The sequence below is a fragment of the Fimbriimonadaceae bacterium genome, assembly GCA_019638795.1.
Lineage (GTDB): Bacteria > Armatimonadota > Fimbriimonadia > Fimbriimonadales > Fimbriimonadaceae > JAHBTB01.
Window position 1 is genome coordinate 38,660 of sequence record JAHBTB010000007.1, and the last position, 24,728, is coordinate 63,387.

At 63.7% G+C, this 24,728-nt stretch carries 29 protein-coding genes and 1 tRNA gene; 17 read left to right on the plus strand and 13 right to left on the minus strand.

Annotated features, from left to right (window positions below):
- Window positions 1–40: 40 nt before the first annotated feature.
- Window positions 41–814, plus strand: coding sequence for a prepilin-type N-terminal cleavage/methylation domain-containing protein (locus KF857_09585; GenBank protein ID MBX3112249.1), 774 nt, complete (start codon window positions 41–43; stop codon window positions 812–814).
- 13 nt (window positions 815–827) lie between these two features.
- On the opposite strand, the gene KF857_09590 is transcribed toward KF857_09585, so the two are convergent.
- A complete protein-coding gene (locus KF857_09590; protein ID MBX3112250.1) occupies window positions 828–1,412 on the minus strand; it encodes a hypothetical protein in 585 nt (194 codons plus the stop codon).
- Here KF857_09590 and KF857_09595 point away from each other — a divergent pair.
- Window positions 1,411–2,133 carry a prepilin-type N-terminal cleavage/methylation domain-containing protein gene (locus KF857_09595; protein MBX3112251.1) on the plus strand — a complete coding sequence of 241 codons (723 nt, stop codon included), beginning with the start codon at window positions 1,411–1,413 and terminating at the stop codon, window positions 2,131–2,133. The genes KF857_09590 and KF857_09595 overlap by 2 nt on opposite strands.
- A gap of 32 nt (window positions 2,134–2,165) precedes the next feature.
- Here the strand turns inward: KF857_09595 and KF857_09600 are convergent, their stop codons facing one another.
- The 4 genes from KF857_09600 to KF857_09615 all read right to left on the minus strand — a co-directional run bounded on the left by KF857_09600 (window position 2,166) and on the right by KF857_09615 (window position 4,593).
- The gene (locus tag KF857_09600) at window positions 2,166–2,321 is read right to left on the minus strand and encodes a hypothetical protein (protein ID MBX3112252.1); all 156 of its coding nucleotides are present in this window, start codon (window positions 2,319–2,321) and stop codon (window positions 2,166–2,168) included.
- Between the two features lie 5 nt (window positions 2,322–2,326).
- A complete protein-coding gene (locus tag KF857_09605) occupies window positions 2,327–3,103 on the minus strand; it encodes a prepilin-type N-terminal cleavage/methylation domain-containing protein (protein ID MBX3112253.1) in 777 nt (258 codons plus the stop codon).
- A gap of 100 nt (window positions 3,104–3,203) precedes the next feature.
- Window positions 3,204–3,737 (minus strand): DUF1697 domain-containing protein, encoded by a 534-nt coding sequence (locus KF857_09610; GenBank protein MBX3112254.1) that lies wholly within the window; start codon window positions 3,735–3,737, stop codon window positions 3,204–3,206.
- Window positions 3,738–3,741: 4 nt separating this feature from the next.
- Complete coding sequence (locus KF857_09615; protein ID MBX3112255.1) at window positions 3,742–4,593, minus strand: AraC family transcriptional regulator; 852 nt, start codon at window positions 4,591–4,593, stop codon at window positions 3,742–3,744.
- 140 nt (window positions 4,594–4,733) lie between these two features.
- Between KF857_09615 and KF857_09620 the strand changes: the two genes are divergently transcribed.
- Together KF857_09620 and KF857_09625 are read left to right on the plus strand one after the other, a co-directional pair.
- On the plus strand, window positions 4,734–5,693 hold the full coding sequence (locus KF857_09620; protein MBX3112256.1) for a prepilin-type N-terminal cleavage/methylation domain-containing protein: 960 nt from the start codon (window positions 4,734–4,736) through the stop codon (window positions 5,691–5,693).
- 1 nt (window position 5,694) lies between these two features.
- A complete protein-coding gene (locus KF857_09625; protein ID MBX3112257.1) occupies window positions 5,695–5,922 on the plus strand; it encodes a hypothetical protein in 228 nt (75 codons plus the stop codon).
- A gap of 69 nt (window positions 5,923–5,991) precedes the next feature.
- Here the strand turns inward: KF857_09625 and KF857_09630 are convergent, their stop codons facing one another.
- The gene (locus tag KF857_09630; protein ID MBX3112258.1) at window positions 5,992–7,017 is read right to left on the minus strand and encodes a cellulase family glycosylhydrolase; all 1,026 of its coding nucleotides are present in this window, start codon (window positions 7,015–7,017) and stop codon (window positions 5,992–5,994) included.
- A gap of 149 nt (window positions 7,018–7,166) precedes the next feature.
- On the opposite strand from KF857_09630, the gene KF857_09635 reads away from it, so the two are divergent.
- Window positions 7,167–8,090, plus strand: a complete 924-nt coding sequence (locus KF857_09635; protein MBX3112259.1) for a prepilin-type N-terminal cleavage/methylation domain-containing protein — start codon at window positions 7,167–7,169, stop codon at window positions 8,088–8,090.
- Window positions 8,091–8,152: 62 nt separating this feature from the next.
- On the plus strand, window positions 8,153–8,350 hold the full coding sequence (locus KF857_09640; GenBank protein MBX3112260.1) for a hypothetical protein: 198 nt from the start codon (window positions 8,153–8,155) through the stop codon (window positions 8,348–8,350).
- On the opposite strand, the gene KF857_09645 is transcribed toward KF857_09640, so the two are convergent.
- Complete coding sequence (locus tag KF857_09645; protein ID MBX3112261.1) at window positions 8,342–9,298, minus strand: PEP-CTERM sorting domain-containing protein; 957 nt, start codon at window positions 9,296–9,298, stop codon at window positions 8,342–8,344. The genes KF857_09640 and KF857_09645 overlap by 9 nt on opposite strands.
- Window positions 9,299–9,444: 146 nt before the next feature.
- On the opposite strand from KF857_09645, the gene KF857_09650 reads away from it, so the two are divergent.
- Both KF857_09650 and KF857_09655 read left to right on the plus strand, forming a co-directional pair.
- Window positions 9,445–9,795: a helix-turn-helix transcriptional regulator gene (locus KF857_09650; protein MBX3112262.1), complete on the plus strand. Its 351-nt coding sequence runs from the start codon at window positions 9,445–9,447 to the stop codon at window positions 9,793–9,795.
- A 19-nt stretch (window positions 9,796–9,814) separates the two neighbouring features.
- Window positions 9,815–10,261 (plus strand): SRPBCC domain-containing protein, encoded by a 447-nt coding sequence (locus KF857_09655; GenBank protein MBX3112263.1) that lies wholly within the window; start codon window positions 9,815–9,817, stop codon window positions 10,259–10,261.
- A gap of 94 nt (window positions 10,262–10,355) precedes the next feature.
- Here the strand turns inward: KF857_09655 and KF857_09660 are convergent.
- A tRNA-Val gene (locus KF857_09660) sits at window positions 10,356–10,430 on the minus strand.
- Window positions 10,431–10,631: 201 nt separating this feature from the next.
- Window positions 10,632–11,840 carry a Fic family protein gene (locus KF857_09665; GenBank protein MBX3112264.1) on the minus strand — a complete coding sequence of 403 codons (1,209 nt, stop codon included), beginning with the start codon at window positions 11,838–11,840 and terminating at the stop codon, window positions 10,632–10,634.
- 264 nt (window positions 11,841–12,104) lie between these two features.
- Between KF857_09665 and KF857_09670 the strand changes: the two genes are divergently transcribed.
- A complete protein-coding gene (locus tag KF857_09670; GenBank protein ID MBX3112265.1) occupies window positions 12,105–12,536 on the plus strand; it encodes a hypothetical protein in 432 nt (143 codons plus the stop codon).
- An 82-nt stretch (window positions 12,537–12,618) separates the two neighbouring features.
- The gene (locus KF857_09675; protein ID MBX3112266.1) at window positions 12,619–14,817 is read left to right on the plus strand and encodes a methyl-accepting chemotaxis protein; all 2,199 of its coding nucleotides are present in this window, start codon (window positions 12,619–12,621) and stop codon (window positions 14,815–14,817) included.
- Window positions 14,818–14,936: 119 nt separating this feature from the next.
- On the opposite strand, the gene KF857_09680 is transcribed toward KF857_09675, so the two are convergent.
- From KF857_09680 to KF857_09695, 4 genes are all read right to left on the minus strand, one after another.
- The gene (locus KF857_09680) at window positions 14,937–15,326 is read right to left on the minus strand and encodes a cytochrome c maturation protein CcmE (protein MBX3112267.1); all 390 of its coding nucleotides are present in this window, start codon (window positions 15,324–15,326) and stop codon (window positions 14,937–14,939) included.
- Window positions 15,327–15,457: 131 nt separating this feature from the next.
- On the minus strand, window positions 15,458–16,198 hold the full coding sequence (ccsA, locus tag KF857_09685; protein MBX3112268.1) for a cytochrome c biogenesis protein CcsA: 741 nt from the start codon (window positions 16,196–16,198) through the stop codon (window positions 15,458–15,460).
- A complete protein-coding gene (locus KF857_09690) occupies window positions 16,195–16,872 on the minus strand; it encodes a heme exporter protein CcmB (GenBank protein ID MBX3112269.1) in 678 nt (225 codons plus the stop codon). The genes ccsA and KF857_09690 overlap by 4 nt, the downstream gene beginning before the upstream one ends.
- Complete coding sequence (locus KF857_09695) at window positions 16,853–17,428, minus strand: ABC transporter ATP-binding protein (protein ID MBX3112270.1); 576 nt, start codon at window positions 17,426–17,428, stop codon at window positions 16,853–16,855. Before KF857_09695 ends, KF857_09690 begins: the two co-directional genes overlap by 20 nt.
- 239 nt (window positions 17,429–17,667) lie before the next feature.
- On the opposite strand from KF857_09695, the gene KF857_09700 reads away from it, so the two are divergent.
- The 7 genes from KF857_09700 to argC are packed head-to-tail and all read left to right on the plus strand — an operon-like array spanning window position 17,668 to window position 24,727.
- Complete coding sequence (locus KF857_09700) at window positions 17,668–19,266, plus strand: type II/IV secretion system protein (protein MBX3112271.1); 1,599 nt, start codon at window positions 17,668–17,670, stop codon at window positions 19,264–19,266.
- Between the two features lie 14 nt (window positions 19,267–19,280).
- Window positions 19,281–20,144, plus strand: a complete 864-nt coding sequence (locus KF857_09705) for a TIM barrel protein (protein MBX3112272.1) — start codon at window positions 19,281–19,283, stop codon at window positions 20,142–20,144.
- A gap of 6 nt (window positions 20,145–20,150) precedes the next feature.
- Window positions 20,151–21,011, plus strand: a complete 861-nt coding sequence (locus tag KF857_09710; GenBank protein MBX3112273.1) for a phytanoyl-CoA dioxygenase family protein — start codon at window positions 20,151–20,153, stop codon at window positions 21,009–21,011.
- 43 nt (window positions 21,012–21,054) lie between these two features.
- Entirely contained in the window at window positions 21,055–21,483 is a 429-nt protein-coding gene (locus KF857_09715; protein ID MBX3112274.1) for a hypothetical protein, read from the plus strand.
- Window positions 21,476–22,675 carry an argininosuccinate synthase gene (gene argG, locus KF857_09720; GenBank protein MBX3112275.1) on the plus strand — a complete coding sequence of 400 codons (1,200 nt, stop codon included), beginning with the start codon at window positions 21,476–21,478 and terminating at the stop codon, window positions 22,673–22,675. The genes KF857_09715 and argG overlap by 8 nt, the downstream gene beginning before the upstream one ends.
- An 8-nt stretch (window positions 22,676–22,683) precedes the next feature.
- Window positions 22,684–23,727, plus strand: coding sequence for a hypothetical protein (locus KF857_09725; protein MBX3112276.1), 1,044 nt, complete (start codon window positions 22,684–22,686; stop codon window positions 23,725–23,727).
- A complete protein-coding gene (gene argC, locus KF857_09730) occupies window positions 23,720–24,727 on the plus strand; it encodes an N-acetyl-gamma-glutamyl-phosphate reductase (protein ID MBX3112277.1) in 1,008 nt (335 codons plus the stop codon). The genes KF857_09725 and argC overlap by 8 nt, the downstream gene beginning before the upstream one ends.
- Window position 24,728 lies beyond the last annotated feature (1 nt).

A 24,728-nucleotide genomic window follows, 5' to 3' on the forward strand; every position in this document is an offset into this window, starting at 1 on the left:
CGGACCAAGTCGGTGGTCAGAGTTTCATAACCTGACCTGTATGTCGACGAAAACGACTGTGGGGCGCCGTTCCGGACTGGCCTTCACATTGATCGAGCTCCTGGTGGTGATCGCCATCATCGCCATCCTCGCCGCGATCTTGTTCCCGGTCTTTGCCCAGGCCAAGGCGGCCGCCAAGAAGACGCAGTGCCTGAGCAACAACAAGCAGATCGGCACCTCGCTCTACCTGTATCTGAACGACAGTGACGACACCCTGCCGATGGCGAACTATCCGGCCGCCCCTGCCTATATCGGCCCTCCGTTCACCGTGTTCCAGTTCCACGCTGGGGCCGGCGTCGCGGAACTGGCCTGGGCCGACCTGATGCAGCCTTACGCGAAGAACACGAAGATCTTTGCCTGTCCCGACGACGCGGTGGACGCGAAGGCGGCCGACGGTAGTGTCCTCAAGGGGGAAAGGCTGTCATACGCCCTCAACTTCTACAACTACCGTCAGCCTAACGGCGTGGCCCGATTCGCACTCAACGGCGGCAACATGAGTGAGATGGCCACCCCGGCGAGCAAAATCTTCATCGCGGAGACCGGCGTCGACAGCACCGGTAAGCGGCGGGAGATCGTGCGACCGGACCGCGACGCCGGGTTCGACCGCCATTCGAAGGGCTCTAACTACGTCTTTGCCGACACCCACGCCAAGTATCACCTGCACCCGGCGTGGTGGGCGACGGTGGCGGGCAGCGTGTGGGGCAACCCAGACGTCGCCCAAACCCAGCCGTGCCCGCAGTGGTTCCCCTGGGTGGACGCCGAAGAAAAGTGGTGACCGGTTGAGAGGGTCAGGGCTCGACGCTGATTGACGTCCCCGGCATGATCCGGGGGCCGGCCAGTCCGCTCGAGCCCTTGGTGGCCCCGCTTCCCCAACCGAGGAAACCGACGCCCTCGACCGTCGCCGGCTTGTTGACCTCCTTCTTTTGTGAGGTCGGGTGGTAGGCCTCGTCCAGCTTCTTGCGGGCGGCCGCGATCTCGTCATGGAAGGCCGAGTCTTTGCACAAGTCGGGGTCGGGGACTTCGACCACCGTGCGTCCCCCCTTTTCGCCCCGGACGACCATGTAGAAATCGCCGTCCTTCTTCAATTCGATGGTCTCAAGGGTGCCCTTCACCCTCCACATCGAAGTCTCGAACGGCGCTTGACGCCCGCCGAGTTTGGCGGGGCTCTTGGTCGCCACCAAGTCTTCTATCGTGATATCGTGGATAGAGCGGTCGATCTTGGACGCGTCGCGGTCGCTGGCCGTCTTGACCAGCCGTCGTGCGGCCCGGTCGACGTTGGATCGGGGTCGAGTCAAGAGAGCGACGGTGGTGACCGCGGCGACCACGGCCAAGACGCCACCGACGGCAAGGGTCCGGTTTTTGGATGCGGGCATGGCGGTTAGAACGAGCATAGCAGAGCGCGGGTTCACCTTGGTCGAACTCTTGGTGGTCGTCGCCGTGATCGCCTTGCTTGCCGCGATCCTCATGCCTGCGTTCGCTTCGGCCAAGTCGGCGGCCAAAGCGACGTCGTGCCTGTCCAACATCAAGGAGACGGGCATGGCGGTGACCCTCTACGTGGACGACTTCGACGGTGGGTACCCGCAGACGCGCAAGACGAGCAGCGACCCTGCGAAGGACGATGCGGACGGGTCAATGGAGGAACCCGACTACGGCCCGACTTGGCGGCTGGTCCGCCCATACGCGAAGACGGGCGACGCCCTAGCCCATTGTCCCGAGGACCCCGACCCCACCGGGAGCCTTTGCGACGCGCCGTTTCCCGACCATCCTGACCTGCACTCCTACATCACCAACGGGTGGTTTGCGTTCGGGCTCAAGGAGCCGCAGGTCAAGGCACCGGCGGAGACGGTCTACATTGCGGAACGGCGTTCTTCAGCCGGCCCGGGCGGCGTGCCCTACTGCAACTACTTGTACCGGCCTTGGTTCAACTTGGCTAACCACGACGCGCCCGAGAACGACATGGACGCCGAGTCGGGGGCGGTCTCGACCAAGCGCCACCACCAGGCGAACTACGGTTTTGCCGACACCCACGTCAAATCGCTTCCGTTTGCGGCGACGTTCAACCTTGAGAACGGGACGGACCTGCACAAACCGTGAGCCGCCGCCCCGAGGGACGGCGGCTCGACAGCCTACTTGTAGTTCTTGGCGTTCTTTTCGTTCAGGCCGGGCGGATGACGGTCGTTGCCGACCGGGCCGCCTTTGGGAGCAGGCTTGTCGGTGACCCCTGGGTTGTCGTTGCCGCATCCGGCCAAGGGCAGGCTGGCGAGAAGGACGCCAAGAGCCAAGAGGATCAGTTTGCGTTCCAGAACGCCCCCCAAATCTGCTTGCCGGTCGTCTCCATCCACGCGCAGTACTCGGCCGTGCCGGGGGCTTCGTTCCAGTCGATGAACGCACCCCGCTTGATCGGTTTGGCGCTGCCGTCCGCCTTTCCGGTGGGGATCGAGTCGCCGTTATAGAACTTGCGGGTGTCCCAGATCATGTTGTACCAACTCCACTCGCCGGTGGTGTCGGTCGGGTCGATCCAGTTGGCTTGGTAGGCGCGGAAGTAGTACCAGCCGACGGCGGTCCCGCCCCAGACGTCGGGGGCAAACGCGATTCTCGTCGAGATGTCTTCCATCCCGGCCAGGCTGCGGCCATAGACATAGTTTGTGAATCCGCCGTCGCAGGCGCCGTTGTCGGTCTGCCAGTAGCCCGAGTAACCCGAGTCGTTGATCGAGATCGTGGTCACCTGGTCCCACCCGTATCCTTCGTACTGGCTGGGACTCGGCGTCGCCCGTGCGGGGTCCCACACCATCTGTTGTGACTTCATGTAGGGCTGGATGATCGACCCCCAAGTCGGCTCCGCATAGGAGGGGCCACTGTCGGTCAGGACGGTGCCGTCGTCATAGTCGCTCCCGTAGATGTGGGCCGCCAGTGTGATCTGCTTGACCGTGGACAGCGTGGCGGTCGCCTTGGCCGACTTCTTTGCTTGGGCAAAGACGGGGAACAGGATGGCGGCGAGGATCGCGATGATCGCGATGACGACAAGGAGCTCGATGAGCGTGAACGCACGGGTGTTGTTCTTCATGGCTTTGTTGGTGTGCAAGAGAATGTGGTCGGAGCAACATCCATGCCGACTCCACCAACATTGTACAGGAGCCTTTTCGATATGGCGAAATTGGAGACGGCTAAAGCGCGTCCCGGACTTTGACCACGGTGTTCCAGTTGCGGGCCGTCGCTTGTCCGATCAACTTGGTGTAACCCTTGACCCGCGGCAATGTCGACGTCCCGATGCCGTCCGGGAAAACGACATAGAGTTCCCGGGCGACAGCGGCAAGTCGCTCCGGCCCGGTGACTTGGCTCTGGACGGCCTCGACCGCGGTCAGGTCGAATTCGTCTCGCCCGAAGGAGACGAGGAGGTGGTCGGGGTGCTCGCCCGCGAATTCAGGGAAGGGGTTTCGGGCGACGACCTGGTCCAAGTCTGCGCGGCCCCTGGCGTGCGTCCACGACTCGAACCCGAACCGTGCCGCAAACGCCGCCTCGACGATCCGCTCGATTTCTTTCGCACCCTCCTCAGGATGACTGATGACGGCAGTGCCGCTCTGGAGCACGGTCTGGACATCGTCCCCTCCCAGTCCGCGCAACATGTCGCGCAAGTCCGCCATGGCGATCCGCCGCTTGCCGACGTTGACACCCCGAAAGAAGAGGGCATGACGGGTCATGTGGTCACCGGCCGCTTCGGGCCGGCCGCTCTGGTTCGACGGCGCCGCCGACGTGCAGGGCCAAGTAGTGGACGGGGGTCATTTTCTCATGGCGCTTGAAGATCCGGCGGAAGTAGCCGCTGTCGGTGAAGCCGCAGTGCCGGGCCACCTCGTCCAGCGAAAGCTCGCCGATGGTCAACAAGTGGCGGGCGTGCTGGATCCGGCGGCGGTGGATCGCCTCGACGAGGCTGATCCCATAGACCTTGCGGTAGACGCGGCCGAGGTAATCGGGACAACAGGCGAGTTTGTCGGCGATCGCCGAGGTGGTGATCGGTTGGTGGAAGCAGGTGCGGACGATCGCGTTGGCCCGTATCGCCAGGGTGGCGGTGGCTTCGTGCGCCGCCTCGCCAGGGAGCTTGAGGGAGGTTTCGCAAAGCACGGACAGGACGGTCGCGTCGGCGGCCAAGCTCCCTCCCGGAGCTACGTCGAGGTCGTCGAGTAACCGCTGGAACAGCGCCACCAAGTGGTCGGGACGGGCGACTCGCGTCGCGGCGGGGACGACAAGGTTGCCGTCGGCGCCCTCGGCCTCGCCGGACAAGGTGAAGTAGGTCCAGTAGTAGACCAGGTTCATCGGGTTCACCTTCCAGCCGAAGTGGCGGCGGCCAGGCCAGAGCAAAAGGGTCTGGTCCGCCTCGACGGTGTGTTGCACGCCGCCTTGGCTGATGTGCAGGGAGCCGTTCCTGACGAAGATGAGCTGATAGGCGGCGAGGGTGCGCTCGGGATAGCGGTTTTCATCCCGTGGCGTAAAGATGCCTGCCGAAACACACCTTACCGGGAGGCCGGCGGCAAGACTCATGGCGTTGATGTCGTTTAGCATGTCGGAATCCTCCTGTCCTTGTGCCTTCTTCTCCTTGGTATGGACAGTTGTGATTCTATACACTCACCGTGCCCGGGCGGACGTAGTGCCTGGGCCACTCGACTGGGGTCGGTGTGGTCTCTAGCCAAAGAGGGCTCGAAATGAATAATCACAAACCAAGTCAAACGAGGTGTCGACAGGCGTTCACCCTGATCGAACTCCTCGTCGTGATCGCCATTATCGCGATTCTTGCCGCAATTCTGTTCCCGGTGTTCGCCCAGGCGAAAATGGCCGCCAAAAAGAGCATGGGCGTCTCTCACCTGAAGCAGTTGACGATCGCCAACATGATGTATCTGTCGGACTACGACGACGCTTTTGTACCGGCGTCAAGGACAGACGTCGATGGGACCCAGTTCATCTGGATGTTCATGATCTACCCGTACACGAAGAATCTGGACATCTACCGCAACCCTCAGGGTGAGCCGAACTCTGGGGCGACAGGCGACCCTTACTACGAGTCGTTCTGGAAGTACGTGGGTGGAACGTACGGCAGCATCCCGCGGGCCCGGATGAAGGGGCAGCAGTTCTACAACGTCAGCGACCATAACGCCATCGCCCGCGCCCTGAACGCGGTCGGTTCGCTCCACGACGGCGTCATGGGATGGATCATGGCGAACCCGAACGGCATCGGATGCTGGGGTTCCTGCGCTTGGGTGACGACGGCCAGCTTGACCCAGACGCAGATCGGCAACGTGGCCGACCAGGCCCTGATCTTTGACGCGGGTGAGCCGACGGGTGACTACGCGACCGGCCGGCCGCCCGACGAAGAGCTGGGCACGTGCGCCTACCGGATGAGCTACAGCCCGGGCGGCGACAGCATCGGCGGCGCCACCCCGCGTTGGGGCGGGGTGAAGTCCTGCACGGAAATGCGCGGTGACCCGCCCGGATCACGCTACACCATGGCTCCGGGCCAGGCAGAGAAGATCCTCAAGGGTCAGTCGAACATTGGCTTCAGCGACGGCCACGTGAAGTCGATGAGTCTCACCGCCCTCTACAAGACGGAGCAGTGCGACCTCGCCCCGACGAACCTGTGCATGGTGCACCTCTCGCCCAAGAACTGACATGAAACCCCTGATCGCCCTGGGATGCCTGCTCCTCGGCCTGTTCGCCACCGGTTGCAACGAACCGCAAAGCGACTTGACGAAGGAGGACAAGGTCAAGATGGACAAGTTGTTCAGGGAGGGCGTCAAGCCCAATCAGACGCCGGCCGCACCGGCGGGACAGAAGGCCGAGGGGCAACCCGGGCCACGCGGTTCGGCGGGGCAACCCCTGAACGCGGCCGACCAGTGACGGAGACCGTCACCTGAGACTGGGCGAGTCCGCCCGCGCCAAACCATGGTGCGGGCGGACTCAGTTGGGTTAGCCGCCTTCGTTACGGCACAAGCGCCGATAGGTGTCGACCTCGGCGGGGTCGAAGGGGGTGCCGTCGGCACGGAGAAGGTCATGGAACCACACCTTGGGCTCTTCGCCGCCTTCTTTTGAGCCCCACGGGAAGATCGTGTTCGTCTTCCCCGAGACGAATCCCCATTGGAGGCATGAGACGTCTGCCGCTTTGAACACGGGCAGGTGCGTCGTGACCAGACTGTTGTTGGTGCGGGCCATCCACTCTGTGCACACGACCGGCCGTCCGTAACTCTTGTAGATGGCGATCTGCTTCTCGAGCACGTCGACGCCTTCGTAGCAGTGGAATGAAGTGACGTCGCTGAGTTCCAGGCAGAGTTTGTCCATGTCGCTACCACCCTGCCACGCCCCGGCGGTCAAGGGCTGGTCGGGTCGGACCTCCCGCGCCCACTCAAAAACGTCGCGAAGCAGCGTCGCCGACTTCTCGCCGTAGCCGGAGTTGCCCGGCTCGTTGTAGAGGTCCCACATCCAGACGCGCTTGTCCTTGGCAAATGTCTTGACAATGTCCTGGACGTACGTTTTCAGACGGGCAAGGTCACCCGGCCACGCACGGCGGTCGTCGCCCGGGCTGCGTACCCACCCGCTGTTGTGGACGCCCTTGCGAGGCGCGGGCTGACGGCCTACCCTTGGATGAGGGTTCCAGCAGTCGTCGAAGATGCAGAACATGACCTTGACTTGGTGCTTGCCCGCCAGCTTCAAAAAGTCGGCCATCCGCTTCTTGAAGCCCTTGGGATCCTGTTCGTAGGCGAGGTCGTGCAAGTAGACGCGGGCCCGCGACATGCCGACCGAGTGCATCCAGCCAAGTTCGCGGTCGATCGTCGCGGGGTCAAACGTGTCTGCCTGCCACATTTCCAGTTGGTTGACTGCGGTGCTCGGCGTGAAATTGCATCCGGCGGACCACCTTTGGCGGGCGCCCCAGTCCTCAGCCTGCTTTAGGGTCCAACGAGGCCCGGCGATCTGCAGGGCGGCGATCAACAGCGTCATGACCCAGAAGTTACCTTCCCATGCCGCTCTTGGGCCCGATCAAGAAGGGGCATATCAAGATTTTATCAAGGGCATTCCTCTGCAGTCTATATAACGACTAACATCCGGCCCAGGTGCGCGATGGCGCACCGGTTTTTGTGGGGCTTCGTATGAACCGTGCGTTCACCTTGATCGAACTTCTCGTCGTGATCGCGATCATCGCCATATTGGCGGCGATCCTCTTCCCCGTGTTCGCCCAGGCAAAGGAGGCGGCCAAGCGGACGACCTGTTTGAGCAACGCCAAACAGATCTCGCTCTCGTCAAACCTTTACTTCAGCGACAATGACGACACGTCTCCGACGGTCGTCGAATACTACAACTACGACATCGCCGGCAACATCTCGATCGTCGACTACTTCAACCAGCTGGAGCCGTACATCAAGAGCAAACAGATGTTCGTCTGCCTCGACGACCAGTTCAAGGGTTGTGACGCCGTGGACGGCGTGCCGGACTACATCCCGGGCGGGCAATGCCTGAGCTACGGCTCGAACTGGGGGCCGATGCAGTCGTTCAACGCGGGCACCAGCGAAGGCGGCCTGTACGGCCCGCCGCTGAACGGAGGGAACTGGGAGTACCACGACAACGGGGGCCCGAACGGCTGGTACTTCACCTACACCGTACCGGGTATCTCCATGACGTCGGTCACGTCGCCCGCGACGATGTTCGCGTTTGGAGAGTCGTCTGACGTGCCGTTCTACACGATGTGCATGGGTTCGATTTTGAGCCGCTACTTCTACAGCCAGACACCGATCAACCGCAACAGCCAGTTGCGCCATGCCGGTAAGTTCCAGGTCGGCTACGTGGACGGGCACGCCAAGATGTTGCCGTTCAAGGGCGGCACTTGGTCGGGCGGGGCGAACTGGCCCGCCTACAACAGCGGATCTATCGAACCGGTCGCCTTACCTGCCGGAGCGGACCACTACGGTGACTGGTGCTCCGACCCGACCGCGATTATCGTCACCGACGTCGGCCCGATGCCGTGCAATGAAGTGGCCTACGTCATCCTCGCCGACACCGTGCTCTGGCCTGACTAGAGCCGTCGACTCGCCCCGGGCGGTGCCGCCCGGGGCGTCATGAACCCTGTCCGACACACGCCATGAGCACCTTGCGCCATCTCGTCTGCGCCGCCGCCGTCTTGGCCTCTGCACTCCTCATTTCTGGGTGCGAGGGGCCCAAGATCGATATCAGCAAGTCGCCCAAAGCTGGCGCGGCGGGCTTGGGCCATCCCAAGGTGCCCACCGCGCCGCCGGTCGGTGACAACCCGCCGAAGGCCGGGAAGGCCCAGTCAGGCTGAGCGGCGCCGACGCCGGGCCAACGCGGCCAAGCCCATGACGCCTAGCCCGGCGAGAGAAGCCGGCTCGGGCACAACTTCGACACAACCGTCGCAACCCTCAAAGGTCGTCCAGCCCGGAGACATCTTGCCGAGGGCGTCTTTGAAGTCGTTGTATTGGCTGTACACCCCGTCTTGGTAAATCGTCAGGTAGTCGCTCTTGAGGCCGGTCGATCCGTCGGTCGCGTTCCCCTCGTGGGTGAAACCCCAGCGGAACGAGCCGAGCAGGCCGATGTCCTTCGTGCCTAGGTCATAACAGACCAGGTAGGACACAAAGTCGAGGGTCTTGAACATCAGACCGTCACTGTCGAACGGCACGTCCACCAAAGCGGCGGCCATGTTGCCCACCCCGTTCGGATTGGGCGCGATGTAGTTGGTGTAGAGCGGGGAAGTCGCCGGGTCGGGACTGTCTACCGTCCAACTTCCGACCGTGCCGTCGAACTTGGTCTCTTGGTACGCCTGGACCCAGCGGAACTGGTGGTTGGCGCTCAGCTTGAACCCGGGGTCTAGAGTGATGCCGCCACGCATCATCATGCCGGACATGTGTTTGTCGTCACTGCCGACGCGGACGTAGCCGTCCATGCCGCCGTAGTCGAAGGTGACCGTGCCGATCTGCTGGTTCTCGTCATCGACGTCGCAATTGACTCCGGCGGGGCCGCGGCGGCCCTGCTTGCCACCCTGGTCGGTCGTCCCCGCCAGAAACTCCATGGCGAACTTGTTGGTGGCCCCGTTCTGGAACTGGCCGCCAGACATGAACCCGGCCCAACCGGCGAACGGCCCGTCGGCGACCGTCGAGTTGCTGATGTCGTCTTGGCCAGGAATAAGTTCGTGGCCGGTGTTCCCCGCCCAATACTGGGCGTCGGCCAAGGTCGTCGAGACGAGCAGGAAGGCAGTAAACAGAAGGTTTTTCATCGGAAACCTCACGGAATACCACCATTCTAGTAGAGAACGTCACCGCGACAAGCCAAAAGCGTGAAGCCGTGACATATCTGGCAATTTTGCGGGCAATCGGTGACCTCCCCTTGCGATTGAGCACATAGTTCGTTATACTGAACCATATGGTTCAGCAATACGTGCCGTTCGACGCGTCCTTTGGCGCGTTGGCCGACGCGACGCGGCGGGGGGTGCTGGCTCAGCTCGGGACGGGCGACGCGTCCATCACCGCGCTGGCGGAGCGGTTCCACATGACCTTGACGGGCATGAAGAAGCACGTCGCTGTGCTTGAACGGGCGGGACTTGTCCGCACCGAGAAGGTGGGTCGGGTGAGGACCTGCCGACTCGGGCCGCGCTGCCTGGACGAAGAGGCCGCCTGGATCGAGGACTACCGCAAGATGTGGGCCGCGCGTTTCGACGCGCTGGACGCCGTTGTCGAGGAACTGAAACTCAAGGAAAGAAAGAATGGAAACTAGCAATCTCAACCCTACTCATGTGGATCGAAAGTCAGAGCGAGAGCTCGTCGTCACCCGCACCGTCGCCGCCCCTGCCCACCTCGTTTGGCGGGCCTGGACCGAACCAGAACTGTTCCGTCGGTGGTGGGTGCCCCAATCGTTCGCCCTGGCCTTGGTTTCGTGCGAGCTGGACGTCCGTCCCGGCGGACAGTACCGGCTTGTGTTCCGGCACGAGGGATCGACGATGGAGTTTTTCGGCACCTACCTTGAGGTGTCCGCGCCGTCACGGCTTGTGTGGACCAACGAAGAGGACGGAGGCCAGACGGTGACTACGGCCACGTTCGCCGAGGCCGAGGGATCGACAACGGTCGTGGTCAGCAACCTCTACCCGTCGAAGGAGGCCCTGGAATCTGACGGGGCCACGGCGGCCATGCCGGAGGCCTTCGACCAACTCGACACCTTGCTGGCCAGTCTGCCTCACGGGTAGGCGTCACCCAGAGCTCGGTGAGGCCGTGTGCGGGCCTGGTCAGGGACGCCCGGCCTCCTTCAGGAGGCCATACTGCCGGACTGCCGGCAATGGGTGGTGGGCGGTACAGGATTTGAACCTGTGACCCCTTCGGTGTGAACGAAGTGCTCTACCGCTGAGCTAACCGCCCGTTGAACCTGTGAACGCCTGTTTGGAGTCCCTCCAATCCCGTGTTTCGCTACCGTTTTACGTCGTGTTTGACGTAGTTATACGTAGCTCCCAGCGGGCCTGGCGTCCAAAGAATATACCACGTTGCGTGTCGCCGCTTGCAGCCAGACGGTGCCGCACCTCACGTTGTCGATTAAGAGGAGTGACGTGCGGTGACGTAGCGCTAGAGCGCGATAGTCTCGTCTGCCTCTTCGGGAGTCGCTACTTCGCTTGCCTCGACCTCGGAGTCGTCGAACATGCGGAAGTAGCGCCAGTGCAGGAAGACTCGCTTGCGGGCGCGGCCCGTCACTTCGCGCAGGATTCCCGCGTCGACCATCTGGCCTACGAGCTTGTTCGCCGCCTTGAAGCCCTTCCCCGTGAGTTGCTGCGCGAGGTGCACGCTCAGGAACGGGTGCTGGAAGAGCTGCTCGTGGAGGCGCAGTCCGTCTGCCGTTGTCCTGCCGAACTTCTCCTGGATCGTCGTCCGCTGACCCTCGCGCAGCGCCACGATCCTCCGTGCTACGTCCGTTGCCTCGTTTGCGACCGACGCGACGCCCGCGAGGAAGAAGCGCAACCACCCCTCCCAGTCACCCTTGTCCCGAACCGCCTGGAGCCTGTCGTAGTATTCAAGGCGATTCTGCTTGAAGTAGTGGGACAGGTAGAGCAAGGGGCGCTTGAGGGCGTTACGCTCGCACAGCAAGAAGGTGATCAGCAGGCGCCCGACGCGACCGTTGCCGTCGAGGAACGGATGGATCGTCTCCAACTGGGCGTGCGCGAGGCCGACCTTGATCAGAAGCGGCATCGGGCGCTCGTCGTGGAGGAACCTCTCCCAGTCGCCGAGCGCCAGTTTCATGTCGTCGGGAGCGGGAGGGACGAACCGAGCCGTCTTGAGCGTGCAGCCCTGCGGGCCGATCCAGTTCTGGCTCCGCCGAAACTCGCCTGGGTTCCGCTCTTGGCCTCGGGTGCCGGCCAAGAGCTTGGCGTGGATCTCGCACAGCAGGCGCAGCGACATCGGCAGCGTGTCGAGGCGTTCGATCCCGTAGTTGAGTGCGTTGACGTAGTTGACAACCTCGGAGACGTCGGCGGGAATCTGTGGGTCGAGAACCTTCGCCTCAAGCTCCAGCACGTCAGCGAGCGAAGCCTGCGTCCCCTCGATCTGGGAGCTGAGAACCGCCTCCTTACGGACGTACATCATCACGAAGAGGTCGGGGTTGGGCAGCGCCTCAGTGGAGCCGTCGAGGCGACCCAAGGCGCGATCCGCCTTGGAGAGCAGCTCAAGCATCTCGTCGTCAAAGGCGATCGGCGGGTCGGGCGGGAGCGCCTTCGGGACGAACGCGCGATAGCCCGTCGGTTGACCGACGTATAGTCCCGCACGCTTCGAAGCCTGTTGCATCCTGGCGATCATTATCGCCCGAGCGCGGAGCCAGTATTATCGGTTCAAGCTGTTTTTGGAAATAAACAGGCCCGTTACCGACCTGTATGTGCTCGTGGCGGAAACATTGGCTTGCACCCAACAGCCTGAGGTTCCACCACGTTCCATGAGTTAACACGTGAGCCGGACGTACTCCCTTGACGAGGTCAACTTGGCCTACCAGGACATGCTCCAAGGCCGTGTGGCGCGCGGGGTCGTCGTCTTCGACCGGTAACCTCTGCGGCGATGTCTGCCGAACTTGTCCGGCTCTTTGACTATGACCTTTGGGCGAACCGTGCTTGGCTCGGCTACTTGTCGGCCCGGGGCCGGCCTGATACCGAGACTGCAGTTCTCGGCCACGTGCTCGCCGCCAGTGCGGTCTGGTTGTCGCGGTTGGAGGGCGAGTCACCGGCGGCGATGCCGATGCCGGCCGTGGACGAGGCCACCCTGGCCGCCCTTCACGGGCGGTGGACGGGGGAGTTGGCCCGACGCGCCCTAACTGAGGTAGTCAACTACCGCCGGTTCAACGGAGATCGTACAGAAAGCGAGGTCGGCGACATCGCTCGGCACGTCGTCAACCACGGGACTTACCACCGGGGCGAGTTGCGCGGGCTTTGTCGGGCTTGCGGCGACGAGAGTTTTCCTGAAACTGACTACATCAGATTCACTTCCCGTTGAACCTGCGCAGGGGGTCGGCCAGAATTTCATAGCAAAAAGTCGTGGGGAACACCGATATCGTGACCGAAACACAAATGTGGTCATGAGAAAATTACCTACGGCCAAATTGCTGGGTTCAATGCGCTATGCGACAAAGTTCGGGCTGATCGCGTTCCTGTTCCTCGTACCGCTTGGCATCAGCAGCTTCTTCTATCTGAAGGCAGCCGCAGCAGACGCGGAGTTTGCCAACGCCGAGGTGGTCGGCGCCGACTATATTGCCGTGGCCAACGAGGTGGTGGGCCAGCTCGCCGAATCGGAGGGCACGAGCAACCCGGCGGTGAGTGAAGCGGCCGGGCGGCTCGCGGACGCCCAACAGAAGTTCGGCAAAGGCTTCGACTGTGAGTCGGAGTTCAACGCGGCCAAGGAGGCGTTGTCCAAGGCGGAGAATGGTGACGCGGCGGCGGTCAGCGCGGCGATCGACTCGTGCGCCAAGTTGATCGGCAAGGTCGCTTTGGCGTCGGGGATCGTCCTCGACCCGGTCTCCGAGTCTTATTACACGTTTGACGTGGCGACTAACCAGATGGTCAAGGCCGTTCCCCGGTCGTTTCAAGCCAAGACCCTCATGGCCGACAAGAAGGCTTCTGACGGCGACCGGGCCGTCATCGCCGCGATGCTGCGATTGGACGCGGACAACATCGCATCCGACATCGACTTGGCGATCAAGTCTAAGGGTGGCCTCAAGAGTTCGCTCGCGGGGCCGTCAGCAGATTTCATTGCCCACGTCGGAGAGGCGGCCAAAGCCATTGAGGCGAACGGGACCGCCGACTTTCGTGGTCTGACCGAGAGCGCCCTGGCCATCCAAAAGGCGAGCCTGGCCGAGGCACGCAAGATCACCCAAGACCGGCTTGACGCGAAACTGAGCGAGCGGGGCATGTTCCTGACCACGGTCTCGACGTTCCTGGTGCTTGCCGCCTTGGCGTTCGGCGGGTTCTACAGTTCGACAAAGTCCTCCGTCGACTCGTTGATCGTCAATGCCGGTCACATGGCGGTCGGGGACCTGAACCATGACCTGGTGCGTAGCACCAACGACGAGGTGGGCGACGTGTTTCCGAAGCTTCAGGAGATGTCGGAGAGCCTCCGTGAATTGGCTGCTTCGGCCGAAAAGGTCGCCCAGGGCGACCTGACGACGCGGGTCGACGTGCGTGGTGATGAGGACGTCCTGGGCCACGCGATGCGGAAGATGCTCGAAAACCTGAAGCTCGTGATCGGCGAGCTCACGCTTCAATCGGAGTCGTTGACCGACGCCAGCCGCGTCCTGACTGAAGCGGCCACGGAGACCGGCACGAGCACCAAGGCCATCGAAGCTTCGGCAGGTGAAGTCTCCGAGATGTGCGAGGCGTCACGCCGGGCGAGCCAAGACATCGCCGTGAGCTGCGAAAAGCAGGCCGCCAGCATCGACGAGGTCAACAACCTGATCAAGGAGGTCAACGTCGTCATCGGAAACCTTGAAGAAGCGGTCGAGTCCCAGGGTGCCGCCGCGGTCGTCGCGTCGGGCCACGTGAAGGACGGCAACAAGGCGTTCCAGGCGACCCTCGCCAGTGTCCAAAACGTGGACACCCAAATGAAGCACTCGGCGGCGACCGTCGAGGCATTGGGCCAGAAATCGGAGAAGATCGGTTCGATCGTCGACACGATCTCCGACATCGCCGAGCAGACCAACCTTCTCGCGCTCAACGCCGCGATCGAGGCGGCACGGGCCGGCGAGCAGGGCCGAGGGTTCGCAGTCGTGGCGGACGAGGTCCGCAAGTTGGCCGAACGCTCGTCGGAGGCGACCAACGAGATCGCTTCGCTGATCGAGGACGTCCGCTCCGGCGTGGACGACGCCCTGCGGGCGATGGAGGGCAGTGTGAAGGAGTTGGGCGTGACCCGTGACGTCAGCTCGACGGCAGAGCAAGCGCTGGCCACGGTCGAGACCCATACCGCGTCGATGGCCGAAGCGACCTCCTTGCTCAGCGAGGCGGCCCAGGCGATCACGAAGAAGACCAAAGACCTTCATCAGACGATGCAGGCGATCGGCGCGATTTCGGAGTCGACGGCGGCCGCCGCCGAGGAACTGACCGCGACCGCCGCCGAAGTGGCGGGGCAGGCCGACGAAGTGGCGGGGCGCGCCCGGACTCAGTCGACCTTGGTCAACAACATCGAGCAGAAGGCACACGACCTCTCCGGTATGTCGGACACCTTGAGGGAGATGACTTCCCGGTTCCACCTAGGGAATGGCGACCAGACTCGTCGTGCGGCTTGACCAATCCTGACGGACAGGTCAAACTCCTGCCATTGATGAACCTGGCCGGCCGAAAGGCCGCCAGGTTCGCTTCTTCATCCAGGTCGGCGCTTTGTTCCGCGCCTGGACTCCAAGGGAGGCTATTCCTTGGTTGGCCCGGAGCCGGCCGGGAGTTCGCTCTCGTACTTGGACGGGCATTTGACGAGCATCTTCTCGGAATGGAACGTGCCTTCCTTCATCGTGCCGATCACGACGACTTGCTTGGCCGAGGCGAGGTTTGATTGCGGCGGGCCGGTGTAGACCACCGGCATCGTGCCCGTGGCGTCCTTAAGGTTGAACTTCACCTGACGGTCCAGGGTCTTCTCCTGGAGGGTCTCCGGAACGATCTCCCCGACGACGTGGACTCCCGCCCCATGGTTTTGGGCTTCTTTCACCGTGACGTAGGGACTCGCGTTACTGACGAACACCATCCCGAGACCGACGACACCGACCGCGGCGAGGGCGATGGAGACGATAATGCCAGGTTTCATGTCTGCCTTCCCTTATTGTGCTGCAGGGTACCGCCGGGACGGGACGCTTAGCCGGCCCTCACGTGTAGTGGTCGGGCCAAGACTATGGGTCTTGGCGGCGGCGCTCCAGGCTTTTGACCCGGGCGTCGATCCTACTCATGTGGACGAACAGGGCGCACCACACCAGAAGCGGGGGCACGGCCATCAGAAGCTTTGTGGGGTCCATCGTCAAACGTATCCTTTTCTTCGAGAACTGCGACGTGGACGTGGGTCCGGTACACCCACGTCGTGAACAGCATGACCAGGGTGAAAACACCCAAGACGCCAGTCCAATATTCCGGTGAAAACTTGCCCTGCTGCACCGTGTCGCTTGGGTGGAGGGATGTGGCCGCCACCTGGGGTATGCGCGGCAGCACAAAGGTGAGGAAGACGATCGGCAGGGCCGTGATCACCGAGTAGGCCGCGGCGGCACGGGCCCGCATCACCGGCTCGTCGAAGGCGATACGGACCAGAAAATAGGCCCCGAGCAGGAGCAAGACGATCAAGAACGACGTCTGCCTGGCGTCCCAGTGCCACCACTCTCCCCACTGGACTTTGCTGAACAGGATCCCCGTCGCCATCGTGGCGCAGGCGGTCGTCAAGCTTGCCGCGGTCGCCGCCGCCGCCCGGTGTTCCCACAGCAGGTCACGCTTGGCCAAGAAGCAACCGGAGCAGAACGACGCATAGAGAAAGTAGACCGTGCACGTGAAGGCGCAGGGCAGGTGGAAGATGACCACGCGGGCAAGGTCAGGTTCCTTGAAACTTTGGGCCGGTGGGACGGCAAAGTAGTAGACCGTCATGGCCGCCATGGCCAACATCAGCAGCCACTTGAGTGGTGCGGAGAGACGGCTCATGGTTCGCGCCAGATCGCGGCGAACAGGTGTGGGGCCACCGCGAACACGACGAGAGTATACAGCCACGTCCCCGCACAGGCCTGCCACCCTGAGGCCAGTTGGCTTCCTTCCAGGGCACTCCGGCCCGACGCGACGCCCATGGCGAGCAAAGGCAAGAGAAGAGGAAGGGCGACGACACCGCTCAGGTTGGAGCGGTTGGCCCCGCGCGAAATGATCGCCGAGGTCAGCGTCACCGTGCCCCCCAGGGCGAAAACTCCGCCACCCAGGCTGCAGAAGAACAGGAGGGGCTCCTTGACGGCCAGCGACATGAGGACGACGAAGCTGAGGGCGACGACCGCTCCGACCACCGCCATCTGCAGGCAAGCGTAGGCGGCCTTGCCCCAAAAGACCACGTAAGGCTGCGACCAAACCCGAAGGAGGTCGCCCGTGCCTTGCTCGTCCTCCGCGACGAACGTCCTTGTCAAGGTGCTGACGCCGGCGAACAACAGGGCCGCCCACATCATCCCCGCCGCGGCAGGGGCGTCTACAGTCCGGCCGTAGAAAGCGAAAGCCAGGGTGAAGACGGTGCCGAACGACAAGACCAGCGCCGTGACCGACGCACTGGTGTCCCGGCGCTCGGCCGTCCACTCCTTCTTCACGACGGCCGCGGTCTGCTCAAGCCAACTCCAACTCATGGGTGGCGAACCTCCGTTCCGCCGGGTCGTTGGTCGCGATGACGATGGCCGTCCTCGGCGCGCGGGCGGCGACGACGGCCGAGAGGGTGGCGAGGCCGTCGGCGTCCAAACCGGCCCCCGGCTCGTCGAGCAACAGGGCTCCCGGTCCGGCCTGGACGGCCAGGGCGAGCTTGAGCCTCGCCCTCATTCCGGTGGACAGGGTGCGCGCAGGATAACCCGCGGCGTAGGCAAGGCCGACTTCGTCGAGGAGTTCGCTGACCCGGGCGGTGCACCCACGGAGACGGGCGGCAAGCTCCAGGTGCTCGGCGACGGTCAAGGTGGGATAGACGGCCTGGTCCAGAGCGGCGTAACCCAGGCCGCTGCCGACGTCGTCGGGCCGGGTCACCTTGCCTTCGGTAGGGGGGGTGAGGCCGGCAAGGAGCTTGAGCAGCGTGCTCTTGCCACTGCCGTTCCGGCCCAGGAGCACCAGGCACTCACCCGGTGCGACGGTGAAGTCCAAGCGGCGGAAGAGCCATCGGTCGCCATAGCGCTTGCCCAGGTTCTCGCCGCCCACCACCTCGGCGGCATTATAACAACGTCCGGGCAAGGCGCCGCTGGGAGGCTGGTGAGGATAGGGGGTGGACATCCCGATAATTGCCTTCGTGGAGGCTGCCCTGTTGAGGGGCGGATATTGCCGTGCGCATTCGGATTGGTGACGCTTTACTCGGTCGTGGGTTGGTCTCAGAGTCAGATATCGAGCAAGCACTTGCTGAGCAAAAGATCACGGGAGAGCCTCTTGGCACGGCTCTCATGAGGATGGGCTTTGTCAATGAATCTGACCTCCTCGAGACTTTGGCTGAGCACCTAAAGACGCCGGTTTGGGATCTTGAATCATGCCCGCCGACCCAGGACGCCCTCGCCTGTGTCCCCATGTCAGTGTGTCAGGAGCACCGGCTAGTCCCCGTACAGCTGATTAACGACGACCTCTACGTGGCGATGGCGAACATTGACGATGTCCGGGCCAGCGACACCGTCGCCTTAGGAGCAAAGAAGCGCGTCGTTCCGGTCTTGGTAAGGACGGCCCAATTGGAAGCCTTCCTCGGTGGTCAGACTCGGCAAGCCGTCAACTTTGCGGATCTGCTCGTCAGCAAAGCGCTGGAAGTTACCCAAGACAACAGCGTTGAAGATGACTCCGAGAGCATCTTGACCGTTGAGTCGACCGCCCCGGTCATCACCCTTGTCAACCAGATCATTGCCCAAGCGATCACGCTCAAGGCCAGCGACATCCATATCGAACCTCGGCGTGACCGATCCGACGTCAGATTCCGCCTAGACGGCCTGATGCAAGAGGTTCAGCAGTTCCCGTCCAAACTGCATGCGATGGTGGCGGCACGGATCAAGATCATGGCCGAACTGGACGTGGTCGAGAACCGTCTGCCGCAAGACGGTCACTTCAGCGCTAGGCTCGACGACCGCGCCGTCGACGTCCGCGTCAGCCTGCTTCCCAACCGTCATGGTTGCCGCGTCGTCATGCGCGTGATGGACAGCAAGTCGCAAATGCTTGATCTGGACCAACTCGGATTCTCCGACCGAAACCTCGCCACTTGGCGCGAGTTGATCGACAACCCGTACGGATTGCTTTTGGTCACCGGGCCGACCGGATCAGGCAAGACGACGACGTTGTATTCGGCTCTGAGCAGCATCGCTGGGCCGACTCGCGACGTGATGACTTGCGAGGATCCGGTGGAGTGCGACCTAGAGGGGATCAACCAGTCCCAGGTGAACGAGCGGATCGGCCTGACCTTTGCCCGCCAACTCCGCGCGATCCTGCGGCAAGACCCGGACGTGGTTCTGGTGGGCGAGATACGGGACGCCGAAACATTGCAGACTGCGATACGGGCCTCGATGACTGGCCACTTGGTTCTGAGCACACTTCACTGCAACGACTCGGTAGGTGCCTTGCCGAGGGTCTTCGACATGGGTGCCGAGCCGTATTTGTTGAGCACCTCGCTCCTTGGGGTTGTCGCCCAGCGACTTGTGAGGAGGCTCTGCCCGAATTGCAAGGTTGAGCAAAAGGTGTCGAGTGAAGACGCCGATCTCCTGGGTGCCTGTTTGGGCCAGGTACCAGACAGCCTCTGGGAGTCCGTGGGCTGCCCGGCGTGTCTCGGGTCTGGCTACCGGGGACGGAGCGCGGTCCACGAGATCTTCCGCGTCAGCCCGGACGCCGCAAGTCTGATCGCCAGACACGCCACTGTTGAAGAGATCAGCGCACTTGCCCAGCGAGAGGGAATGACCACCATCCAGCAGGACGCGTTGACCAAGGTCGTCGATGGCTTGACCTCGATGGCCGAGGCCCGTCGGTTGGTGGCCTTTGGGTCAGTGAAGTCGTCACTATCAACTTCACTTGCCGCTTGAGATATCCTGACGGCATGGACAGCAACGTCACGCGCCGACAAGCGCTCGCATGGGGCGCGGCCGCCGTCGTGTCGGCCACCGCGTCAAAGGTCTCGGCCGTGACTCCGCCTGCGGAGAAGCCCGGTGCGGGCCGGCTCAACCAGTCCGTCTGCAAGTGGTGCTACTCCATGGACCTGGACAAACTGGCGGGACACGCCGCCAAGCTGGGCCTGAAGAGCGTCGAACTGCTCGGCGAGGCCGACTGGCCGACAGTGGCCAAGCACGGCTTGGTCTGCGCCGTCGCCAACGGGCCGACGAGCATCGGCACGGGTTGGAACCGCATCGAGAACCATGACCGGTTTGTGAAGGAGTCCGAACGGCTCCTCCCCCTCGTGAAGGCCGCCGGCATTCCGAACATGATCGTCTTCTCCGGCAACCGCGCCGGCCTGCCCGACGACGAAGGCCTGGCCAATTGCGCCAAGGGACTTAAACGGATCACCCCGCTCGCCGAGGAGCTCGGTGTCACGGTGATCATGGAACTGTTGAACAGCAAAGTGGACCACCACGACTACCAGTGCGACAAGACTCCGTGGGGCGTCGAACTGGTCAAGCGGGTCGGTTCACCACGGTTCAAGCTCCTCTACGACATTTATCACATGCAGATCATGGAGGGCGACGTCATCCGGACGATCGAGCAGAACCACGAGCACATCGCCCACTATCACACGGCCGGAAACCCGGGCCGCAACGAGATTGACGCCACTCAGGAGTTGAACTACCGGAGGGTGGCCCAGGCGATCGCCGACACTGGTTTCAAGGGCTACTTCGCCCACGAGTTCATCCCCAAGCGAGACCCCGTCAAGTCTTTGGGTGAAGCCTATGAGACCTGCCTGGTGTGACCAGGGATGCTGACGTCGCTCGCCCCGACTCCGGCGGAGCGTCTGGCCGGGGCGTTCACGCCCGACCGGGCTGCCCAGGCCGTCCGGGCCGTCCTTGACGACGGGATCGTCATCCTGGAGGACGTCGTCGACCTCGGCCATGTCGCGTCGCTCCGCGACAAGATGCTGGACGACCTCGCCCGGTTCCTGGCCCGGCCTGACGCACCGTACAACTGGACCAAAGGCAACGTCCAGCAGGACCCGCCGCGCCAAGCAGAGTTCCTCTTCCGCGACATCCTCGTGAACGACTTTGCCATCCAGGTCACCAAGAAGATCTTGGGTAAGGGCATGGTCAACAGTTTCTACAGCGGAAACACAGCCCTCCCCAGCGACGAGCGGCAGCCGGTGCACGCCGACATCGGCCACCTGTGGCCGGGCCAGGAGCATGTCCACCCGCCGTACGGCATCGTGGTGAACGTCCCCTTGGTCGATATGGGGCCCGATAACGGTTCCACCGAGATATGGCCGGGCACACACAAGGACCCCAGCGTCGTCTTCCAGGACGGGCTGATCGAGGCGGGTGAGGAAGCGCTGGCCCGCTGGCGCGACGTCAGCCCGCCCGTCCAGCCTGTCGTGAGGGCGGGGAGCATCGTGGTCCGGGACATCCGCATGTGGCACGCGGGCATGCCGAACCGGACGCCGACCCCACGGCCGATGGTCGCGATGATCCACTACGTGAGTTGGTGGCCCCAGGGGGAGAAGATCAAGTTCCCCCAGGGCACGGAACGCCTCTTGGAGCATCCCGACTTGACGACATGGGCAGAGTTTGTCGACGGCGACATCGACCACGTCGGCAGTGCCCACGGCTACGCGGGGGACGCCAAGTAGGACTTCGTTGCAAGTTTATGCATGATTGTGCATAATCATGCACATGGACGTGGCGCGGGACAAGAGGTTGGATGCGGTCCGCCGGATCTTGGCCCGTCACAAGGTCACGACGCAAGGCGAGTTGGCCGGCCTCCTGCGCGCCGAAGGCTACGAGGTGACCCAGAGCAGTGTCTCGCGGGACCTCTATGAACTCGGTGTCGCCAAGGTCGGCGGGCGGTACGTCGTCGCGGGCCGTCCTGGCCTGGCCGGGTCTGGTCTGGTGTCGGCGGTCCCGTGCGGGGCGAACATGGTCGTCCTCAAAACGGAGACGGGCACGGCGTCGCGGGTGGGGCTCCTGATCGACCAGGGCGGTTATGCCGGAGTCGTCGGGACGATCGCGGGAGACGACACCGTGTTTGTCGCCACGGACGGTGAGGCGAGCACCCGGCGCCTGGCTGAGGTTTGGGCGGGTGAAGAGGAGTTGAATGGCTGAGAAGGTTGTTTTGGCGTTTTCCGGTGGGCTTGACACCAGTTGGTGCGTCCCCTGGCTGATCGAGCAGGGCCACGAGGTTGTCACCGCCACGGTCGACGTTGGCGGAATATCGCCGGAAGAACGAGAGGCGCTGAGGGCGCAGAGCAAGACCCTCGGGGCGGTCGACCACATCCATGTCGACGCCCGTGAAATGTACTTCGAGGAGGTCGTGCGCTTCCTGCTGGCCGGGAACGTCATGCGAGGCGGGACCTATCCCCTGTGTGTCGGTAGCGAGCGCGCCCTCCAGGCCCGCGAGTCGGCCCGGGTGGCGGCCCGCGTCGGAGCGACCGCCGTGGCCCATGGGTGCACCGCGGCGGGCAACGACCAGGTCCGTTTTGATATCGCCCTGCGGGCCTACGCTCCCGACGTGACTGCCTTGGCCCCTATCCGCGACCTTGCCCCAAGCCGGCCCGACCAAGTGGCGTACCTGAAGGATCGGGGCCTGCCGGTGCCGCCGTTTGGGGCGGATTATTCGGTGAACAGCGGCCTCTGGGGCGTCACGATCGGCGGGAACGAGACGAAAACGACTGACCAGACCATCCCCGAGTCGGCCTGGCAGCGCACCCGGGGCGTGTTTGACAGCCCGCCGGAAGAGGAGCGGGTCACCCTCAGCTTCTACAAGGGGCGGCCCGACGGACTGGACGGGGTCAAGGGTGACAGTGTGGAAGCGATCGAGAAGCTCGACGTGGTCGCCGCACGTCACGGGATAGGCCGGGGTATCCACCTCGGCGAGACGGTCTTGGGGGTCAAGGGCCGGGTGGCGTTCGAGGCTCCGGCCGCGACGTTGCTCGTCGCCGCCCACCGAGAGCTTGAGAAGCTGGTCATGACCAGCCGTCAAATCGCCGCCAAGGACCAGCTGTCCGCGCTGTACGGCGAGTACGTCCACACCGGGCAGTTTCCCGACCCGGTCTGTCGGGACATCGAGGCGTTCTTGGCCAGTTCGCAGGAACGGGTGACCGGCGAGGTCAAGGTGGTCCTGAGGACCGGGTCGTTCATGGTCGAGGGCGTGACCTCGCCGTTTTCCCTTCACCGGGCAAGCCGGGCCGTTTATGGCGAGGCGGTCGGTGAATGGGAACCGCGCGACGCCCAGGGCTTTTGCACGATCGTCGGGTTGCCCGCCGTCTTGCATGCCCGGGCGGGGAGACAACCTTGAAGCCCTGCGTGATCGACAAGATCGGGAGCGTCACCCTCAACTGCAACCTGCGGCGTGACGTCAAGCTGGGGGACGAAATCCGGTGTCAAGAGGGAGACGTCCTCGCGGTGAGGATCAAGAACTCCAAGACCACCTATAACACGATGGAGTTGACGACCGGTCGGTTCTCCGCTCTCAAGGAGGGTGACGTCGTGGCCGGCGCCTTGGGCCACCGCCGCGCCCTTGGCGGCTATGCCGGGCATATCCCCCCGTCACTCAAGCCGGGCGACACCGTCAACATCCTCAACATGGGCGGCGTGCTGGGCACGTGCACCTCATGGTCACCGGTGGTCGGCCCGCCCTTTGAATGCGAGGTGCTGGGGCAGGTCCTTGAGTTTCCCTACCTGGGAAGCCGGGTCGGTGTCCCGGCCAGCATCAAGAACGCCGCCGTCCCCATTGACGAAGAGGTGGACACTCAGGGGCCGCCGGTCGTCGCCGTGGTCGGAACGTGCATGAACTCGGGCAAGACCGAGGCCGCCATGGCCTTGGTCCAGTACTTCGCCCGCACCGGCTTGCATGTGGCGGCGGGCAAGACGACCGGGGTGAGCCTGCGGCGCGATGTTTTGGCCATGCTTGACGCGGGGGCGGCGGAAGGGATGACGTTTACCGATTGCGGGGTCGTGACGACTTCCGAACTGAACGCCGCCGGGCTGGCCAAGACGATCATGAACCACTTGGGGGCCAAAGAGCCCGACGTGGTCGTCATCGAGCTGGGTGACGGCCTGATGGGCGACTACGGCGTCCAGGCGATCCTGGCGGACCCTGGCCTGGCCAAGCGGTTCACCGCCGTGGTGTTGGCCGCCAACGACCCGGTCGGCGCTTGGGGGGGATGGCGGTTGCTCGCCGACCTCTACGGCATCACGCCGACCGTCGTGACCGGACCGTGCACCGACAACGCCGCGGGTGTCGACGGGCTTCGACGGGAAACGGGCCTGCCTGGTGTCAACGCGAGGACGCATCCGGGAGAACTGGCCCGCACTGTCGCGGAGAAGCTGGGGTTGGGGCATGACTGAGGTTCCGGTCGTCGTCTTGGGCGGTACCGGCTACGTGGCCGGTGAGGCGTTGCGCTTGTTGGCGGGGCACCCTGCCTTTCGAGTCAAGGCGGTGGTGAGCGAGTCCTCGCCGGGACAACCTGTCGCTGACGCGTTCCCCCATTTGACGGGCATGCTGGACGGCCTCAACTTTGTCCCCATGGGGGACGCGATGGCCTGCCTGGGCGAGAACCCGTCATGGGGAGTCGTCTCGGCCTTGCCCCACGGCGCCGCCGCCGAGCGGATCGGCGAGACCCTGGAAGCGGCCGCCAGAGCGGGGGTCACCGCCAAGGTCGTCGACTTGTCCACCGACTTCCGGTTCGCCGACCCGTCGTCGGGGTTCTTCTGCGGGCTGCCTGATCTGGAGAAGGAGACGCCGGACTGCCACATCGCCGAGCCAGGCTGTTTCACGACGGCGGCGACCCTGGCCGTCTCTCCGCTCGTGGCGGGAGGATGGGTCGAGGGTGCCGTCGTCGCGAACGGGGTGACGGGGAGCACAGGCAGTGGTCGGACTCCGAAGGCGGGCACCCACCACCCCGACCGGCATAGCGGCATGTGGGCCTACGAACCCGTGCGCCACCGTCATGGCCGGGAGATGAGCATGCTCATCGGTCGGTTCGGTGAATTGGAAGAGTTCGTCTTCCTTCCCCACTCGGGGCCCTTCGCCCGGGGAATCCACATGACCGTGACCGCCCGCCTGGCCCGCGACACCGACGCCGCGACCCTGGTCAGCGAGACCGCCGCGTTCTACGGCCACACGCCGTTTGTCTCGGTGTCCACCCGCATGCCCAGCGTGAAGGAAGTCGTCGGCACAAACCGGTGCCACCTTGGAGTGGCGGTCGAGGGGCGTCGCGTCGTGGTGACCAGTGTCGTGGACAACCTGACCAAGGGGGCCGCCGGCGGTGGTGTCCAGTGGCTCAACCGGCTCTTCGGACTGCCGCAAGAGACCGGGCTGACTAATCTGGGGGTGGGGTGGTGCTGAG

Excerpts from the sequence above, each read along its gene's own strand:
- KF857_09595 (MBX3112251.1), top strand. The coding sequence starts at position 1,411 with ATGGCGGTTAGAACGAGCATAGCAGAGCGCGGGTTCACCTTGGTCGAA.
- KF857_09645 (MBX3112261.1), bottom strand. The coding sequence starts at position 9,298 with ATGAAAAACCTTCTGTTTACTGCCTTCCTGCTCGTCTCGACGACCTTG.
- KF857_09585 (MBX3112249.1), top strand. The coding sequence starts at position 41 with ATGTCGACGAAAACGACTGTGGGGCGCCGTTCCGGACTGGCCTTCACA.
- KF857_09650 (MBX3112262.1), top strand. The coding sequence starts at position 9,445 with ATGGTTCAGCAATACGTGCCGTTCGACGCGTCCTTTGGCGCGTTGGCC.
- KF857_09640 (MBX3112260.1), top strand. The coding sequence starts at position 8,153 with ATGAGCACCTTGCGCCATCTCGTCTGCGCCGCCGCCGTCTTGGCCTCT.
- KF857_09610 (MBX3112254.1), bottom strand. The coding sequence starts at position 3,737 with ATGACCCGTCATGCCCTCTTCTTTCGGGGTGTCAACGTCGGCAAGCGG.
- KF857_09705 (MBX3112272.1), top strand. The coding sequence starts at position 19,281 with ATGGACAGCAACGTCACGCGCCGACAAGCGCTCGCATGGGGCGCGGCC.
- KF857_09665 (MBX3112264.1), bottom strand. The coding sequence starts at position 11,840 with ATGCAACAGGCTTCGAAGCGTGCGGGACTATACGTCGGTCAACCGACG.
- argG (MBX3112275.1), top strand. The coding sequence starts at position 21,476 with ATGGCTGAGAAGGTTGTTTTGGCGTTTTCCGGTGGGCTTGACACCAGT.
- KF857_09715 (MBX3112274.1), top strand. The coding sequence starts at position 21,055 with ATGGACGTGGCGCGGGACAAGAGGTTGGATGCGGTCCGCCGGATCTTG.
- KF857_09700 (MBX3112271.1), top strand. The coding sequence starts at position 17,668 with ATGGGCTTTGTCAATGAATCTGACCTCCTCGAGACTTTGGCTGAGCAC.
- ccsA (MBX3112268.1), bottom strand. The coding sequence starts at position 16,198 with ATGAGCCGTCTCTCCGCACCACTCAAGTGGCTGCTGATGTTGGCCATG.
- KF857_09690 (MBX3112269.1), bottom strand. The coding sequence starts at position 16,872 with ATGAGTTGGAGTTGGCTTGAGCAGACCGCGGCCGTCGTGAAGAAGGAG.
- KF857_09680 (MBX3112267.1), bottom strand. The coding sequence starts at position 15,326 with ATGAAACCTGGCATTATCGTCTCCATCGCCCTCGCCGCGGTCGGTGTC.
- KF857_09635 (MBX3112259.1), top strand. The coding sequence starts at position 7,167 with ATGAACCGTGCGTTCACCTTGATCGAACTTCTCGTCGTGATCGCGATC.
- KF857_09605 (MBX3112253.1), bottom strand. The coding sequence starts at position 3,103 with ATGAAGAACAACACCCGTGCGTTCACGCTCATCGAGCTCCTTGTCGTC.
- KF857_09590 (MBX3112250.1), bottom strand. The coding sequence starts at position 1,412 with ATGCCCGCATCCAAAAACCGGACCCTTGCCGTCGGTGGCGTCTTGGCC.
- KF857_09710 (MBX3112273.1), top strand. The coding sequence starts at position 20,151 with ATGCTGACGTCGCTCGCCCCGACTCCGGCGGAGCGTCTGGCCGGGGCG.
- KF857_09620 (MBX3112256.1), top strand. The coding sequence starts at position 4,734 with ATGAATAATCACAAACCAAGTCAAACGAGGTGTCGACAGGCGTTCACC.
- KF857_09630 (MBX3112258.1), bottom strand. The coding sequence starts at position 7,017 with ATGACGCTGTTGATCGCCGCCCTGCAGATCGCCGGGCCTCGTTGGACC.
- argC (MBX3112277.1), top strand. The coding sequence starts at position 23,720 with ATGACTGAGGTTCCGGTCGTCGTCTTGGGCGGTACCGGCTACGTGGCC.
- KF857_09625 (MBX3112257.1), top strand. The coding sequence starts at position 5,695 with ATGAAACCCCTGATCGCCCTGGGATGCCTGCTCCTCGGCCTGTTCGCC.
- KF857_09675 (MBX3112266.1), top strand. The coding sequence starts at position 12,619 with ATGAGAAAATTACCTACGGCCAAATTGCTGGGTTCAATGCGCTATGCG.
- KF857_09670 (MBX3112265.1), top strand. The coding sequence starts at position 12,105 with ATGTCTGCCGAACTTGTCCGGCTCTTTGACTATGACCTTTGGGCGAAC.
- KF857_09615 (MBX3112255.1), bottom strand. The coding sequence starts at position 4,593 with ATGCTAAACGACATCAACGCCATGAGTCTTGCCGCCGGCCTCCCGGTA.